Annotated in this window: 12 protein-coding genes; 8 read left to right on the top strand and 4 right to left on the bottom strand. The window is 72.4% G+C overall.

Going from position 1 to position 16,141, the window contains the following annotated elements; all coding sequences use genetic code 11:
- From RBH18_RS23530 to RBH18_RS23495, 8 genes are all read left to right on the top strand, one after another.
- On the top strand, nucleotides 1-3,606 hold a 3,606-nt coding region (locus tag RBH18_RS23530), incomplete at its 5' end, for a hypothetical protein (RefSeq protein WP_306211276.1).
- A gap of 20 nt (nucleotides 3,607-3,626) precedes the next feature.
- Nucleotides 3,627-4,634, top strand: a complete 1,008-nt coding sequence (locus RBH18_RS23525; protein ID WP_306211274.1) for a hypothetical protein — start codon at nucleotides 3,627-3,629, stop codon at nucleotides 4,632-4,634.
- An 82-nt stretch (nucleotides 4,635-4,716) separates the two neighbouring features.
- The gene (locus tag RBH18_RS23520) at nucleotides 4,717-5,640 is read left to right on the top strand and encodes a hypothetical protein (protein ID WP_306211272.1); all 924 of its coding nucleotides are present in this window, start codon (nucleotides 4,717-4,719) and stop codon (nucleotides 5,638-5,640) included.
- A gap of 272 nt (nucleotides 5,641-5,912) precedes the next feature.
- Entirely contained in the window at nucleotides 5,913-7,004 is a 1,092-nt protein-coding gene (locus tag RBH18_RS23515; RefSeq protein ID WP_306211270.1) for an ABC transporter substrate-binding protein, read from the top strand.
- Nucleotides 7,005-7,093: 89 nt separating this feature from the next.
- Nucleotides 7,094-9,820: an AbfB domain-containing protein gene (locus RBH18_RS23510; RefSeq protein ID WP_306211268.1), complete on the top strand. Its 2,727-nt coding sequence runs from the start codon at nucleotides 7,094-7,096 to the stop codon at nucleotides 9,818-9,820.
- Nucleotides 9,821-9,834: 14 nt separating this feature from the next.
- The gene (locus tag RBH18_RS23505) at nucleotides 9,835-11,361 is read left to right on the top strand and encodes a sugar ABC transporter ATP-binding protein (protein WP_306211266.1); all 1,527 of its coding nucleotides are present in this window, start codon (nucleotides 9,835-9,837) and stop codon (nucleotides 11,359-11,361) included.
- A complete protein-coding gene (locus RBH18_RS23500) occupies nucleotides 11,351-12,313 on the top strand; it encodes an ABC transporter permease (RefSeq protein WP_306211265.1) in 963 nt (320 codons plus the stop codon). The genes RBH18_RS23505 and RBH18_RS23500 overlap by 11 nt, the downstream gene beginning before the upstream one ends.
- Nucleotides 12,310-13,326 (top strand): ABC transporter permease, encoded by a 1,017-nt coding sequence (locus RBH18_RS23495; protein ID WP_306211263.1) that lies wholly within the window; start codon nucleotides 12,310-12,312, stop codon nucleotides 13,324-13,326. The genes RBH18_RS23500 and RBH18_RS23495 overlap by 4 nt, the downstream gene beginning before the upstream one ends.
- Here the strand turns inward: RBH18_RS23495 and RBH18_RS23490 are convergent.
- Genes RBH18_RS23490 through RBH18_RS23475 form a run of 4 tightly spaced genes read right to left on the bottom strand, consistent with a single transcriptional unit; the run spans nucleotide 13,307 to nucleotide 16,116 of the window.
- Nucleotides 13,307-14,353, bottom strand: coding sequence for an LpqB family beta-propeller domain-containing protein (locus RBH18_RS23490; protein ID WP_306211262.1), 1,047 nt, complete (start codon nucleotides 14,351-14,353; stop codon nucleotides 13,307-13,309). The genes RBH18_RS23495 and RBH18_RS23490 overlap by 20 nt on opposite strands.
- A 2-nt stretch (nucleotides 14,354-14,355) precedes the next feature.
- Nucleotides 14,356-14,862 (bottom strand): RNA polymerase sigma factor, encoded by a 507-nt coding sequence (locus RBH18_RS23485; RefSeq protein WP_306211260.1) that lies wholly within the window; start codon nucleotides 14,860-14,862, stop codon nucleotides 14,356-14,358.
- A gap of 34 nt (nucleotides 14,863-14,896) precedes the next feature.
- Entirely contained in the window at nucleotides 14,897-15,598 is a 702-nt protein-coding gene (locus tag RBH18_RS23480) for an anti-sigma factor family protein (RefSeq protein WP_306211258.1), read from the bottom strand.
- Nucleotides 15,595-16,116, bottom strand: a complete 522-nt coding sequence (locus RBH18_RS23475; RefSeq protein ID WP_306211256.1) for a sigma-70 family RNA polymerase sigma factor — start codon at nucleotides 16,114-16,116, stop codon at nucleotides 15,595-15,597. Before RBH18_RS23475 ends, RBH18_RS23480 begins: the two co-directional genes overlap by 4 nt.
- Between the last annotated feature and the right edge of the window lie 25 nt (nucleotides 16,117-16,141).

The raw sequence follows: 16,141 nt of genomic DNA, 5'->3' as shown, positions 1-16,141 counted from the left end.
CCGGTCACGATGCTCGCCCACGACGAGCCGCACCCGCCGGCCGCAGCCGAGGCCTCGGCGTCCGCCCCGGCACCGATGCGCGTCCCGGGCGGCGGCCTGATCTTCCCGGGCCACGGCATCTCGGGACCGCCCCAGCACCCGCCGGCCCTGACGGACCGGTACGTGGTCGAGGCCCACGGCAACCGGAACGTCATCTTCTCCGGCGCCGCCCCGGTCACCCCCGCCGAGCTGGCCGCGCTCATCCGGGCCGATCCCGAGTGGCGAGGGCGGCCGATCGTGCTCGTGGCGTGCAACACGGGCCTCGACAAGACGGACGGGTTCGCCGCCCAGCTGGCCCGGGAGCTGCCCGGCACCCGCGTCCTCGCGCCCGGCGGCCTCGCCTGGTCGGGCAATACGGGACTGGTCACCGTCACGAGCACCCGGGACCATGCGGAGCAGACGACCGAGGACGTCCGGTACTACGAATTCTTCGTCGCCCCGCACGACCCGGAGTTGCGGGCCGTGGTGCCCGGCCCGTTCTATCTGGACCCGGCGGCCCCGCTCGACGCGCCGTCCGATCCCGCCCCGCTGGTCGCGACGGTCAAGAGCCTGAGCCGGCAGGTGCAGCAGCTGCACGACACGCGGGCCAGGACGATGAGCGACCTGCAGCGCATCGCCGCCGAGGACGACGGTCACCGCGACGCGGCCACCGAGTTGAAGCGGACCGCGAACCGGCTGCAGGACGAGGTCGACGCCGGCCTCGACCCGATGTGGCACCGGCAGTCCGACGCGCGCGACGCCGTCGACGAGCTCCTCGCCTTCCCGCCGGAGGACAAGACCCTCACCGCGGACGTACGCGCCCGGCTGCGCGAGCAGCAAGCCGCCGCCCAGGAGTCCATCGACGCCGCCCGGGCCACCCGGGAGGCGATGCTTGAGCTGTGGCAGGCCGCCGGCGAGGCGTACGACTCCGCCGACATCACGCGCGACATGCGTACGCAGGCCGCCGACCTGCACACCGCCCTGGAGCTCCCGTGGCAGGCGCTGCGCGCAACCCTCCCGTTGTCCCGGCAGATTGCCGCCCACGTCCCCCTGACCGCCGCGATACGGCCCGGAGACAGCCGAGACCATCTGCTGTCGACGTCGTTGCGGCAGGCCATCGAGACGGCGAGCCAGGCCTACCTCGTCGACAACCGGATGGCCGCGGAGCTCCACCGGTACCCGGGCGACCTCGTGCAGTCCGTCCACCTGCAGCAGGCCGAGGCGCAGGAGCTGCTCGACACCGCGAGACGGGCGGAACCCGCCGCGGTCGCCGCGCTCGCGACCGCCCGGGACCGGCTCGCCGAGGCCGACGCCCGGCTGACGACGCTCGAGGCCCTGATCAACGACGTGACCGGCCGCCTCGCCGCCACGCTGATGCCCGCGGGCCCGACCCGGTTCTCCCTCCCGCCCGCGACGCCCGCGCCCCCGGTCCTGGCCGGCTCTTCCGGGTACGACGCCGTGGCGACCCAGGTACGCGGCATCACCGGCACCGGGCCGGGAACAGCCGCGCTCCGGCGCATCGCCGACGCCACCGGCACAGCCCTGCGCGTGCACCGCACCGACGGCGGCACCGAGGTGATCCGGCCGGTCGGCACCCGGGCGCGGCAGTTGATCGAGGTCACGTCCGGCGTGGACGCGGACGGCACGACCACGTACGAGCCGGGGCCGCCCGGCATGGTCGCGCACCCGGCACCCGAGCCGCCCGTCACGGCACCGCCGCCGCTGCACCTTCCGGGCGGCGGACTCGTCTTCCCGGGCCGAAACCTCCACCCGCGGCCGCTGGGTGACACCCCCGACCGGACGCCGGACCGCTATCACGTCATCGGCCACGGCAACCGGGACGGCATGTCCTCCGCCGGCCTCCCGCTGACCCCCGCCGAGGTGGCCGCCCACATCCGGGCCGACCCGGAGTGGCGCGGCCGGCCGATCCTGCTCGTCGCCTGCCGCACCGGCGAGGACCGGGAGAACGGCTTCGCCGCCCGCCTCGCCCGGGAGCTGCCCGGCACCCGGATCTTCGCGCCCGGCGGCATCGGCTGGTACTCCGACGCGGGGTCCGTCATCGTCGCGGACCCCCGGCAGCCGGGCGGCAGCCTGCCGGCGGAGAACCGGTTCCACGAGTTCCTGGCCGATCCCGGCGATCCCGCGCGGCTGACCGTGCGCCCGGGTCCCGTCTACTTAGGCCCGGCCACCCCGCTCGACACCCCGGCTGACCCGGCGCCCGCGGTCCGCACGATCGAGGGCCTGGACCGGTCGATCCAGCAGATCCACGACTTCTGGCACGCGGAGCTGGCGGACCTGCGGAGCCTCGCGACCGGCGACGACACCCTCGGCGAGCGGGCCGGCGACCTGTACGCCACGGCGGACGACCTGGACTCCGAGGTCGAGGACGACCTGAACCGGGTACAACGCCGCCTGCGGATCGCCCTGCGCGAGATGTCCGACGAGGCCCGCGAGCGGATCCGGGAGACCGAGACGGCCGTCCGGGACGCGATCCGGGACGCCGAGGCCGAGCGCGAGCGGATCAAGCCCCTGTGGCAGACGGCGGTGGCCGCCTCGGAGTCCGCCGAGGGCACGGCCGAGCTGCGTGCCGTGGCCGCCGCCCTGCACGCCCGGCTCGACCGCTACTGGCAGCTCGGCCAGGGCATCGACGGCACCAGCCGCGACGCCGTGCAGGCGGCCCGGGACGCGGCCACGCTGCCGCCCGGCGACGACCGGGACCGCCTGATCGCCACATCGTTCCGAGACGTCTTCGGTGCCACCAACGACAGCGCCGACATGCACGAGCGGATGGCCGCCGTGCTGCGCCAGGTCGAGCACAACTTCACCGCGCTCGCCGTCGCCCAGCGCACCCGGACCGCCGACCTGATCACCGCGGCGGCCGGGCTCGAGACCGCCGCGGCCGAGGCGCACCGGGCCGCACGGGCGCGGATCGCCGGGGCCGAGGCCGCCCTCACCGCCATCGAGAAGCAGGCGGCCCGGCACGCCACGCTGGCGGCGGCCGGCCCCACCCGGTTCACGCTCGCCCCCATCTCCCCGGCGCCCGCGCTGCTCACGACGACGACCGGCGCCCTGGCCACGATGAGCCGCCCGGCCACCGCGCTGATCACCTACGATCCGCAGGGCCGCCCCCGGCTCGGCCTGTCCCGGCCCGTCCCCTCCTACGTCGAGATCCCCGCCGGTCTGGCGCTGCTCGGCGACGGGCCCGGGCTGGACGTCGCCCGCGGACACCCGTCACGCCCCGGCGAGTACGTCGTCTTCCTCGCCGGCGGGCCGGCCGACCCGGAGCGGCTCGCCGCGCGGATCAACGCCGACCCCCGGTCGTACGGCAAGGACATCGTGCTCGTCGCCCCGGCCGGTGATGTCGCCGACCGGCTCGCCGAGCAGCCCGGCATCACCGCGGTCGTCGCGCCCACCCGCAGCGCCTGGCTCACCCCGGCGGGCCGGCTGCTGAGCATCGGCGTCGACGGGGCCGGCGCGCGCCCGGGCTCGTGGCGCCGGCACGTCAAGGGCCGGGCCCCCGTGGAGTACGACGGGCCCGAGCTGCCCGGCGACCGCGCCGAACCGGACCTCGCCGCGGCAGCGTCGTGATCGCTTCGAGAAGGGGAGTCATGGTCGCCTACGGCGCCGAGTTCCACCGCCTGCTGCTCAAGGTCGCCGGGCACGCCCCGGCCGAGACCCTGGTGGCGGCCCGGCAGGCGCTGGCCCGGGACCGCACGGCCGAGACCGCCCTGGCGCTGGGCTCGATCATGGCCGCCGCCGGGCTGCCCCCGTCCGAGGAGGAGTTCGCGCTGCTGGGGGCGGCGGAGCCGGACTCGGTCGAGCCGCTGTCCGAGACCCGGCCCGGCGAGTGGCCCGTACCTCCGCTGCGGTTCCGGCCCGTCGCCGCCGAGCGCCCGGACCTGCCCCCGGTGCTCGACCTCACCGCGGCGCCGGCCGCGACCGTCACCCGCCTGACCGATGCCGTCGATCGGACCGCGACCGCCGCGGCGGGACGGCTGCCCGGCGCCCGCGCCCTGTGGCGGACGTGGCGCTCCGGGCCGCAGCCGGCGCGCGTCTTCGTCCTGGAGGCGGCCGTGCCGGCGGAACGACTCCCGCTGCTGACCGGCACCCTGCAGGAGGAGCTGCGGGCCGCCGGGCTTCCGCACCCGCTGATCGAGACGTACGCCCCCGGCGACGAGCTGCCCGTCTACCAGGAACAGGCCCGCGAGGGCGCCGCGCTGCTCTGGACGGCGGACCGCCCGGACCCCGTCGTCGTCGCCCGGGTCTTCGACGGCGCGGATCCGGTCACCGGCCCCTATTTCGCCCCCGGCCACCCCACGCTCGCCGGCGCGGAGCGGGATCAGGTGCTCGCCCGGCTCGACGGCGGGCGGCCGCTGCTGATCACCACGGATCGCGCGGACGACGTCGTGGCGCCGGGGCGCGGGGCGGTGGTGCCGCTGTCGTACCGTACGGACGGCGCCTGGATCTGGACCGACACAACCGCCTACTACCTGCGGGAACACGGGCTGGCGCCGGACCCGGAGCTGCTCGCTCACCTCCGCGGCGCCCCCGCTCCCGAGCCGGACGCGGCGGCTCTCCACCGGGCCCTGGCCGCGCTCTTCCCGCTGGAGGGGTAAGAACGGGCGGAAGCCGCGGCCACTCGGACAAGTCCGGTCACGGGCCCGCCCGGCGCCCGGGCCGCTGTGGTCGAATGCGGCTATGAGCGACCAGGCCGCCCTGCACAGAACCCTGCTCGAGCTCGGTGGCCGGCTGCCGGACGCGGCGCTGGCGACGGCCCGCCTGACGCTGGCCGAGTCGGGCACGGCGAGTGTTCCGGAGCCCGGCTCGCTGCTGGAGATCGGCTTCTCCTTCGTGCCGGCCATGCCGGACGCGCGCACCTTCGGCCGCCACGTGCCCCCGCTGCTCGACCTGGTGGGACGCGAGCTGGGCGACGATGCCGACCAGGCGGCCGTACGCGCGGTGGCCGAGCTGCCCGACGCGGTCGCGCTGTGGCGGGCCTGGCGCCTCGCCCCGGAGTGGGCCGCGGCGACGATCCCGCCCTCCCGCGTCTACGTGCTGGAGGCCAACGGCCCGCAGGCGGGGACGGCCGCCACGATGATGCGCGAGCTGGCCGCCGCCGGGGTGCAGTGGCCGCAGGTCGAGGTCTACCGCTCCGGCGAGGACCTTCCCCCGTACGCCCGGCAGGCCCGCAACAACGGCGCCCTGCTCTGGGTCGAGCAGACCCCGCCGCCGCCCCGCGTCGCCCGGGTCTTCGACGTCGTGGACGACGCGGGCGCCCGCTTCCTGCCCGAGCACGAGCGGCTGACCGGCGACGACCTGGCCCACGTCGCCCGCTACCTGGACGCGGGCGCGCCCGTGCTGGCCACCACCGCCCGGCTCCGCGACGAGGTGGAGCCGGAGCGCGGCGAGGTGGTCCCGATGAGCTATCGCACCGACGGCCCCTGGGTGTGGCCCGAGTCGGTGCACTACTACCTGGTCACCTACGGCTTCGCGCCCGAACCGGAGCTGCTGGCGCGCGCCCGGGCCGCCGGCGTGCTGCTGCCCGCGCCCGACCCGGCCGAGGAGCACCGCGCCCTCGCCCTGCTGTTCCAGTCGGCGGCCTTCGCACCGGTCCCGTCCTGATCGGACGCCGAACCGCACACGTATCGACGCCAGCCTTTGTCGCATTGTGAGCGATAACAAGGATGGAATCGCGACCTGAATTAAGGTCCGCACCTCTCGACAACGCTCCCACCAGCGCATATAAGGCTCCCGGACGCCCCGCTGCAACAGCGGGGCGTTCGTTTGTGGTGCCTTGCGCGCGGACCCTTGACAGAAAAAGTTCGAGAGTGCGTGAATGTGTTACGGGATCGTTTCGCATCGATCTCAAGATCATCCTTTGAGGAGCGCTGCCCATGAGTGTCCTTTCCGGTCGCCTCAAGCCGGCCGTTGTCGCCCTCGGCGCCACCATGTTGCTTGTCAGTGCCTGCGCCAAGAGCGAGGACGAGCCGGGCAGCAGCAGCACCGCCGCCGCCGACCCGTCCGCCGGGGCGCAGGTCGTCCAGTCGGCGGCACCCGGCGCCAAGAGCTGCACGCTCGAGCAGTTCGGCGGGCAGAAGATCGACCTCAAGACCGCCAAGATCGGCTTCTCGCAGTCGGAGAAGGAGGCCAACCCGTTCCGCATCGCCGAGACGCAGTCCATCAAGGACGAGGCGGCGAAGCAGGGCATCCCGGCCGCCAACCTGCAGACCACGAACGCGAACTCGCAGTTCAACAAGCAGATCAGCGACGTCGAGCAGATGATCGACTCGGGCGTCCAGCTGCTGATCATCGCCCCGCTCAACTCCGACGGCTGGGACTCGGTCTTCGCCAAGGCGTCGGCCAAGAAGATCCCGATCATCACCATCGACCGGAAGATCAACGCCGAGTCCTGCACCGACTACCTGACCTTCATCGGGTCGGACTTCGAGGAGCAGGGCAAGCGCGCCGCCGACAAGATGGCCGCGGCGCTGGGCAACAAGGGCTCGGTGGCGATCCTGCTCGGCTCGCCCGGCAACAACGTCACCACGCTGCGGACCAAGGGCTTCAAGGACCAGATCGCCAAGGTGGCGCCGGACATCAAGATCACGTTCGAGCAGACCGGGCAGTTCTCCCGCGAGGAGGGCCAGAAGGTCACCGAGCAGCTGCTGCAGTCCAACTCGGACATCAACGGCATCTACGCGGAGAACGACGAGATGGCCCTCGGCGCCGAGGTGGCCCTCAAGGGCGCCGGCAAGCAGAAGGGCGACGTCAAGATCGTGTCGATCGACGGCACGAAGGGCGCCGTGCAGGGCATCGTCGACGGCTGGATCTACTCCGTGATCGAGAGCAACCCGCGCTTCGGCCCGCTGGCCTTCGAGACGGCCACCAAGTTCTTCAACGGCGAGCCGATCCCCGAGGACATCATCATCAGCGACCGCGAGTACGACGAGTCGACCGCCAAGACCGACATCGGCGCTGCGTATTAATCGACGTTTCTCTATTGATTGTCGGTGTTCGGTCACGTAACTATGTGTTCAATCCCCCACCGCCTCCTGACCCCCGAAGGAGAGGCACCGTGATCGGACACCGACGACGACTGCTCGCGCTCGCAGCGGCAGTCCTGACCGCCACGGCCGGCGCCCTCGTCGCCACCACCGCGCCGGCCGCGGCGTTCGTCCCCAAGACCCCGCCGCTCACCACCCCGTGGACCAGTCAGGTGTCCACGACCAACCCGCTCCCCGAATATCCCCGGCCCCAGCTCACCCGCCCCGACTGGCAGAGCCTCAACGGCATCTGGCAGTTCGCCGGCGCGAGCAACATCAACACCCCGCCCACCGGGCAGACGCTGGGCGAGGAGATCCTGGTTCCGTACCCGATCGAGAGCGCCCTCTCCGGGATCATGCGCCGCCAGGACTACTCCTACTACCGGCGCACGTTCACCGTCCCGGCCGGCTGGTCGGGCCGGAACGTGCAGCTCAACTTCGGCGCCGTCGACTGGCAGTCGAAGGTGTGGGTCAACGGCACGCTGCTCGGCACGCACGAGGGCGGCTACGACAAGTTCTCGTACGACATCACCAGCGCCCTCCGCGCCGGCAGCAACGAGATCATCGTGGGCGTCTGGGACCCGACCGACTCGCAGGACATCCCGGTCGGCAAGCAGCGCATCAACCGCGGCGGCATCTGGTACACGCCGTACTCGGGCATCTGGCAGACCGTCTGGCTCGAGCCGACCAACGCCGCCCGCATCACCCGCCTGGACACCACGCCCAACACCACCGGGCTGGACCTGACCGTGCAGGCCGCGAACGCCGCCGGGCAGTCGGTCACCGCCCAGGTGCTCACCAACGGCACGGTGGTCGGCACGGCGACGGGCACTGTCGGCTCCGCGATCCGGATCAATGTCACCAACCCGCACCTGTGGACCCCCGACGACCCCTTCCTGTACGACCTCCGCGTCACCCTGAGCAGCGGTGACACGGTCGGCGGCTACACCGGCCTGCGCACGGTCGGCAAGGCCGTGCTCGGCGGGGTCCTGCGCCCGACGCTCAACGGCAAGTTCGTCTACCAGCTCGGCACCCTCGACCAGGGCTACTGGCCCGACGGCGTCTCCACCGCGCCCACCGACGCTGCCCTGCGCTTCGACCTGGAGCAGCAGAAGGCGCTCGGCTTCAACATGGTCCGCAAGCACATCAAGGTCGAGAGCGACCGCTGGTTCTACTGGGCCGACCGCCTCGGGCTGATGGTGTGGCAGGACATGCCGGCACTGGCCAGCGGCAAGGAGCCGTCGACGGCCGGGCGCACCCGGTTCGAGAAGGAGCTCAAGGAGCTGATCGACGAGCACAAGGGCATCACGTCGATCGTCCAGTGGGTGCCGTTCAACGAGGGCTGGGGCGAGTACGACGCCGGCCGCATCGCCGACCTGGTCAAGAGCTGGGACCCGACGCGGCTCGTCAACCACAACTCGGGCTCCAACTGCTGCGACTCCGACCCGGACCCGGGCAACGGCGACGTGATCGACGACCACCTCTACGTCGGGCCGGGCATCTCCCGCGCCCCGTCGAGCACCCGCATCGCGGTCAACGGCGAGTACGGCGGCCTCGGCCTGCGCACCTCGCATGAGTTCCCGACCAGCGGCAAGTTCGCGTACGAGTGGCTGCCCGACAGCACGGCCCTCACCAACCGCTACCTCCAGATCACGAGCCGGCTGATCGACCTGATCAACGGCAACGGGCTGTCCGGTTCCGTCTACACCGAGCCGACGGACGTGGAGGAGGAGCTCAACGGCTTCTTCACGTACGACCGGCAGGTCCAGAAGATGGACTTCGCCCGCGTCCGCGCACTGCACCAGCAGATCCTGGGCGCGGCGAACGGCACCACGCTCTCTACCAACAAGCTCGCCAGCCTGCGCGTGACGACGCCCGGCTACACGGACCGCTACCTGCGGCACCAAGACGGCGCGGCGCGTACCGATGTCATCAGCGGAACGACGGCGCGGCAGGACGCGACCTTCTGGGTGCGGCCCGGACTCAGCAACAGTTCCTGCTACTCCTTCGAGTCCCGCAACTACCCGGGCCGCTACCTGCGGCATCGCGCGTACCGGGTCTACAGCGAGGCCAACGACGGCGGCAGCACCTTCAACGCCGACGCCACGTTCTGCGCCCGGCCCGGCCTCTCCGGCGGTGGCACCTCGCTGGAGGCGTCCAACATGGCCGGCTACTACCTGCGGCACCGCAACAGCGAAGTGTGGATGGATGCCAACACCGGCGGCTCGTTCAACGACGACGCCACCTGGACCGTCTCCCCGGCGCTGTGGAAGAGCGGCGCCGACCTGACCGTGGGCCAGAACCGTTCCTTCCGGGTGACGACGGCCGGATTCGACACCCGCTACCTGCGGCACCGCGACGGGCTCGCCCGGACGGACGTCATCACCACGGCGAGCGCGGCCACCGACCGGCAGGACGCGACGTTCACGGTCCGCGCCGGGCTCGCGAACGACAGCTGCTTCTCGTTCGAGTCGGTCAACTACCCGGGCCAGTACCTGCGGCATGCGAACTACCGGCTGCAGAAGGCCACCAACGACGGGACGACGACGTTCCAGCAGGACGCCACGTTCTGCGCCCAGCCGGCCCTGAACGGCGGCAGCGGCACCCTGTCGCTGGAGTCGTTCAACTACCCCGGCTACTTCTGGCGGCACTACGGCGAGGCCGTCTACATCGCCACCAACGGGGGTGGCAACACCTGGGACGCCGCGGGCAGCTTCGCCGCGGACGCCACCTGGAACAACGCAGCCCCATTGGGCTGAGCAAAAGGGGAGCCATGGCGTTACTTGAGGTTGCCGGGGTCAGCAAGGTGTTCCCGGGGGTGCGCGCGCTCGACGGCGTGTCCTTCACCTTGCAGCCCGGCGAGGTGCATGCGCTGGTCGGGGAGAACGGCGCCGGGAAGTCGACCTTGATCAAGGTGCTGACCGGCGTCTACACCCCGGACGAGGGCGAGGTGCGCTACCAGGACCGGCCGGTCCGGTTCGGCACCCCGATGGACGCCCAGCGGGCCGGCATCTCGACCATCTATCAGGAGGTCAACCTCGTCCCCTTGATGAGCGTGGCGCACAACCTGTTCCTGGGCCGCGAGCCCAGGACCAGGTTCGGCCTCGTCGACGAGAAGCGGATGGCCGCCGAGGCGCGGGAGGTGCTGCGGCAGTACGGCGTCACGACCGACGTCCGGCTGCCGCTGGGCACGCTCGCCCTCGGCGCGCAGCAGATGGTCGCCCTGGCCCGCGCGGTCATGATCGACGCCCGGGTGGTCATCATGGACGAGCCCACCTCGTCGCTCGAGCCGCGCGAGGTCGAGACCCTCTTCGGCGTCATCGACGACCTGCACTCGCGGGGCATCGGGATCGTCTACGTCAGCCACCGCATGGACGAGCTCTACCGGATCTGCGACGCGGTCACGATCCTGCGCGACGGCAAGCTGGTGCACACCGGCCGGCTGGCCGACCTCGACCGGCTGCGGCTGGTGTCATTGATGCTCGGCCGCGACATGTCGGCGGTCCGGAAGGAGGGCTTCACCGGCTTCACCGGGGAGAGCAACGCTTCCGGGGCGCCCGTGCTGCGGGCCGAGAAGCTGTCCAGCCGGCACCGCCTGCACGACGTCAGCCTCGAGGTCCGGCCCGGCGAGGTCGTCGGGCTCGGCGGGCTGCTCGGCGCCGGCCGCAGCGAGACGATCAAGGCCATCGGCGGCGCGTTCCCCTTGGACAGCGGCGACATCACCGTGGACGGCGTCGCGCTCGGCCGGCCGAACCCCGTGAAGGCACTCAAGGCCGGCATCGCGACGCAGCCGGAGGACCGCAAGGCCGAGGGCATCGTGGCCGGGCTGTCCGTCCGGGAGAACATCGCGCTCGCCGTCCTCCCCCGCACCTCCCGGCTGGGCCTGGTCTCCGACAAGCGCATCGACAAGATCGTCGAGACGTTCATGACCCGGCTGCGGATCAAGGCGTCCGGGCCGGACCAGCTGGTCGGCGACCTCTCCGGCGGCAACCAGCAGAAGGTGCTGCTGGCCCGTCTGCTCGCCACCGGGCCCAAGGTGCTGCTGCTCGACGAGCCGACCCGCGGCATCGACGTGGGCGCGAAGGCCGAGGTGCAGGCGCTGATCGACGAGCTCGCCGCCGAGGGGCTCGGCGTGGTCCTGGTCTCCTCCGACGCCGAGGAGCTGGTCGAGGGCTCGGACCGGGTGGTCGTGCTGCGCGACGGCGCCGTGGTCGGCGAGCTGCTCGGCGACGACGTGACCACCGAGGCCCTTCTGGAGACCATCGCCGCGGCTGCCGACGGAGATCGCGATGACCACTGAGACCCTGAAACCCTCCCTCGACCTGGCCAGGCTCAAGGCCTGGCTGCCCAAGTACGGCGTCTACGCGGCGATCCTCGTGCTGATCGTCTACAACATCGCCTTCACCCCGAACTTCCTGACCCTGGGCAACCTGCGCATCCAGCTGATCCAGGTGGCGCCGATCGTCATCGTGGCGCTCGGCATGGCGCTGGTGATCGGCACCGAGGGCATCGACCTGTCGGTGGGCTCGGTCATGGCGCTCGCCGCCGCCCTCATCCCTCTCTACCTGGGGTACGGCGTGGCCGGCGCGATCGCCGTGTCGCTGCTCGCGGGCGTCGCGGTCGGCCTGGTCAACGGCCTGCTCGTGGCGCGCGTCGGGCTGCAGCCCATCGTGGCGACGCTCGCGCTCTTCGTCGGCGGGCGCGGTCTCGCCCTGGTGATCTCGGGCGGCCAGCTCAAGGACGTCCGCAACGACGACCTGGTGTTCCTCGGCTCCGGGGACCTGCTGGGCGTACCGCTGCTGGTGTGGATCGCCGCCGCCCTCGTGCTCGTGGTCGCCTTCGTCGTGCGGCGCACGGTCTTCGGTCGCCGGCTGCTCGCGATCGGCGGCAACCGCCCCGCGGCCCAGCTCGCCGGCGTCCCCGTGCAACGCGTGCTCATCGGCGTCTACATCCTGTGCGCGGTGCTCGCCTCGATCGCCGGGCTGCTCGCCGTGGCCCGCATCCAGTCCAGCGACGCCTCGTCGGTGGGCCTGCTCATCGAGCTCTCCGCGATCACCGCCGTGGTCGTCGGCGGCACCCCGCTCACCGGCGGCAAGGTCCGGGTCCTCGGCACGGTCGCCGGCGCCCTGCTCATGCAGCTCGTCGTCGCCACCATGATCAAGCACAACCTGCAGCCGTCCACGACCGAGATGGTCCAGGCCGTGATCATCCTCGTCGCCGTGTACGCCGCCCGGGAGAGGAAGTCTCGGTGACCGTGTCCCTGGAGCAGAACCACAACCCCACCGCCGTCGTCGCCGCCGACGAGCGCAAGGCGGAGCGCACCGACCGGATCATCGGCCTGGTGCAACGCCAAGGTGCGCTCGCCGTGCTCGTGGTCGTCGTCATCGTGGCGGCCGCGTCCTTCCCCAACTTCCGCAGCTACGACAACGCCGCCACGATCCTCGTCGCCGCCGCGCCGCCCGCCCTCATCGCGCTGGGCATGACCTTCGTGATCATCACGGGCGGGATCGACCTGTCGGTCGGCTCGCTGTACGTGCTCGGGGGCGTCGTGTCGGCGTACGCGTCGCAGTGGGGCTGGGTCCCGGCCTTTCTCGCCCCGCTGGCCGTGTGCGGGCTCATCGGCGTCGTCAACGGGCTGCTCATCGCGTACACCAGGATGGCGCCCTTCATCGTCACGCTCGCCGCGCTGCTCGGCGCCCGGGGCCTGATGCGGGCCCTGAGCGACGAGGGGTCGACCACCTATCTCGTCGGCAGCGACACGTTCCGCTCCTTCGGCACGGGATCCTTCCTCGGGCTCGGCTACCCGGTGTGGCTGGTGATCGTCACCTTCCTGCTCGGCATGGTGCTGCTGGGCCGGACCCGCTTCGGGCACGCCGTCTACGCGGTGGGCGGCAGCGAGGACGCCGCAGCGCTGATGGGCGTGGCGGTGCGGCGTACGAAGGTGTGGGTCTATGTGTTGTCGGGCCTGCTCGCGGGGCTGGCCGGAGCCATCAACGCGGCCAAGCTCGGCTCCGGCGTCACCGTCCTCGGCGCGGGCATGGAACTGGACGCGATCGCCGCGGTCGTCATCGGCGGCACGCTGCTCACGGGCGGCGCGGGCACCCTGGCCGGCACGATCGCCGGCGTCCTGCTCCTCGGCGTCATCCAGAACATGATCAACCAGGTCGGCAACCTGCCGAGCAGCTACCAACAGGTGATCAGCGGCGCCTTCCTCGCCGTCGTCGTGGTCGCCCAGACCTACCTCGTCAAGGCACGCCGACGATGAAGGGCTTGACCGTCAGGTAGCCGGGACCGGTCGGATACAGCGCCGCGCGCAGTGTCCGGCCGTCCTGCCACGCCAGCGAGACGTCCGTCTTGTCGAACTGCGCCCCCAGCTCCTGATAGGTCCCGGGCAGCGGCTGCTCGGAGATCTTCGCTCCGCCGTCCGTCATCATGTCGAGGACGACCACCCGGCGGCCCTGGTCGCTTTCCTCGGCGACCGCGAGCCTGCTGCCGTCCGGCGACCAGCGCAGCGCCAGGATCTTGGTGCATCCGTCGGGGGCCCGGCGCAAGCTCGCCGCCAGCGAGTAGGCGCTTGCCATGCCGGCGGTGGCGACCTCGATCCCGCACGGATCGAACACGTAGGCCTGGGCCAGCCGACGGCCGATCGCGTCGGCCGCCGCAGCCATCGTGCCGCCGATGCGGGTCTTCAGGATCAGCCGCTCGGCCCCGGTCGCCAGCTCGTGGGCGAACAGCGAATCCCCACGCTGGAAGAAGGCGGTGGTCTCACTGGCCGCGGTGAGCGTGACCGTCTTGCCGTTCGCGTGCAGATCCCGCCGGAGCCGCAGCTTGCCGTCCGGCCCGACGACCGCGAGCTCCGGCCCGCTTCCCCCCGGCACCGGGCCGAGCAGGACGACGCCGCCGCCGGGCAAGGCCGACACTTGAGCCGACTCGCTCACGCGGACCAGGTCGTGCTCGGCGATCCGGCCGTCGGGAAGCAGCTCGGCGTAATTGACCGGGCCCAGCTCGACCAGCATCGTGCCGGTCCGGTAGGCCCCGGTCGCGCCGTTCAGGATCAGGCGCTGCTCCGGCGTGGCACTCACGCTGGGCCGGACGGCTGGTGGGGCCGCGGTGTTCCGCCGGTTCAGCGTCACGCCCAGCCCCACCAGCAGCGCCACCACCGCGGCGCACGCGGCCAGGGCCTGTCGCCGGGTGCGCCGCTGCCGGGCCCGGCGGTGGATGCCGTCGATGCTGCCGATGTAGGGGCCCGCGGCCCGGGCGGCGGACCGGACCACTTCTTCTTCGAGGCTCACGGTCACTTCTCCTCGCTCAGCGCGGTCCGGAGGGCGGCGAGGCCCCGGGAGAGCCGGCTCTTGACGGTGCCCTCGTTGAGTCCGAGCGCCACCGCCGTCTCCGCGGTGGTCAGGTCGAGCAGGATGCGGCAGGTCACGACCGCGCGCTGCGCCTCGGGCAGCCGGGCCAGCGCCGTGCGCGCCGCCACCGCCTCGGCTCCCGGGCCCGGACCGGCGGGTTCGGCATCGGTGGGCGGCCGCTCGCGGCGGACCTTGCGCCACCAGGAGGTCGCCCAGTTGAGGCCGACCCGGAACACCCAGCCGGCCGGGCTGTCGAGGTGCCGGACCTTGTCCCACTTGGCGTAGGCGCGGGCCATGGCCTCGTCGACGGCCTCCCGGGCCAGGTCGTCGCGGCGCAGCGTCACCGCCAGCGCGCGGTAGACCCGGTCCACGTTCGCCCGGTAGAAGCTCTCGAAGCCGTCGGCTTCCGTCCCCCCGGGCCGCGACACGACCGTCGCCGAAGCATCCATGCCAGGTACACGCCGGTGCGCCCCGGTTGGTTCCTCAGTAAATGTAGGCCGTTCCCAGGACGTGGCCCGCGGCGTCGGCCACCTCGACCTCGGCGACGCTGGTGAGCTGAATCGAGCTGGCCCCGGTCACCTTGGCGTTGCCGCTCGGGGTCGGGCCCCAGATCGCCGCCTGCTCGACCTTGCCGCCCCGGTTGCGGACGTGGCAGACGAAGGGTCCGCTGCCGGCGAGCTGCTGGACGGCCAGGTCCACGGAGACGCCCCACGTCTTGCCGGTGAGGACGGCCTCGCCCGTGAGGCCGCTGCCGCCGGCGGGGTGGAAGGCGGCGACGAGGCGGGGCTGGGCGGGGCTGGACTGGGCCACGGGCGGCGGGGGAACCGTACCGTTGTCGTGGTTGAGGACGAGGACGCCGGAGACCGCGGCGATCAGCAGGACCGCCGCGGCGATCGCAAGCCGGCGGGCCGCCGACCGGCGGCGTTCCCGGGCCTGCTCCCCGCGCATGCGGCCGAGCAGCGCCTCGATCCGGTCGGGGGTGGGCCGCGTGCCCGGCGGCACCGCGAGGTTCGGCTGCGGCAGCGTGCGGAGCAGCTCGGGCACCGGCGCCAGCTGATCCAGCTCCGCCCGGCACTCGTCGCAGGTCAGCAGGTGATTGTCGAGCCGCTCGGTGTCCGCGTCGTCGAGGCCGCCGAGCAGGTAGCCACCGAGCAGGCGGCGCAGCTCGTCGTGACCCGCGGTCATCGCAGCACTCCCATCTCCTCGAAGACCCGCCGCAGCGCCCGGACGGCGTAGTAGGCGCGCGACTTGACCGTGCCCTCGGGCACCGCGAGGGTCCGGGCGGCGTCCGCGACGCTCTGCCCGTCGTAGTACATGGCCTGGACGACCGCGCGGTGGTCGGCGGAGAGCCGCTCGAGCGCCTCGGCGACGAGCCAGCCCTCGACCAGCTCGTCGACGGTGTCCGCGGACGCCACGGTCCGCACCGCCTGCTCGTCCATCACCAGCTTCGGGCGGCGCTGCTCGGCCCGCCAGGCGTTGGTGACCACGTTGCGGGCGATGGTGAGCAGGTAGGAGCGGGTACGGCCGGGCTCCGGGTCGAGGTGGTCGATGTGCTTCCAGGCCCGCAGCAGCGTCTCCTGGACGAGGTCCTCGGCACGGTGCCTGTCCTGCACGTAGCGGGAGACGAACCCGAGCAGCACCGAGTAGTGCTCGGTGTAGAGCGCGGTCATCAGCTCCTCGTCGGCACCCGCCCGTCTTCGCATGGCCATGACCCGTTGTACCCCGCGA

Source organism: Actinoplanes oryzae, assembly GCF_030757795.1.
Taxonomy (GTDB): Bacteria; Actinomycetota; Actinomycetes; order Mycobacteriales; family Micromonosporaceae; genus Actinoplanes.
The sequence above is the reverse complement of the archived record's forward strand: the minus strand, read 5'-3'. Positions and strand labels throughout refer to the sequence as shown.

What these genes read in the sequence shown, in the direction of transcription:
- RBH18_RS23515 (WP_306211270.1), top strand. Translation starts at nt 5,913, where the DNA reads ATGAGTGTCCTTTCCGGTCGCCTCAAGCCGGCCGTTGTCGCCCTCGGC.
- RBH18_RS23500 (WP_306211265.1), top strand. Translation starts at nt 11,351, where the DNA reads ATGACCACTGAGACCCTGAAACCCTCCCTCGACCTGGCCAGGCTCAAG.
- RBH18_RS23505 (WP_306211266.1), top strand. Translation starts at nt 9,835, where the DNA reads ATGGCGTTACTTGAGGTTGCCGGGGTCAGCAAGGTGTTCCCGGGGGTG.
- RBH18_RS23525 (WP_306211274.1), top strand. Translation starts at nt 3,627, where the DNA reads ATGGTCGCCTACGGCGCCGAGTTCCACCGCCTGCTGCTCAAGGTCGCC.
- RBH18_RS23480 (WP_306211258.1), bottom strand. Translation starts at nt 15,598, where the DNA reads ATGACCGCGGGTCACGACGAGCTGCGCCGCCTGCTCGGTGGCTACCTG.
- RBH18_RS23520 (WP_306211272.1), top strand. Translation starts at nt 4,717, where the DNA reads ATGAGCGACCAGGCCGCCCTGCACAGAACCCTGCTCGAGCTCGGTGGC.
- RBH18_RS23475 (WP_306211256.1), bottom strand. Translation starts at nt 16,116, where the DNA reads ATGCGAAGACGGGCGGGTGCCGACGAGGAGCTGATGACCGCGCTCTAC.
- RBH18_RS23485 (WP_306211260.1), bottom strand. Translation starts at nt 14,862, where the DNA reads ATGGATGCTTCGGCGACGGTCGTGTCGCGGCCCGGGGGGACGGAAGCC.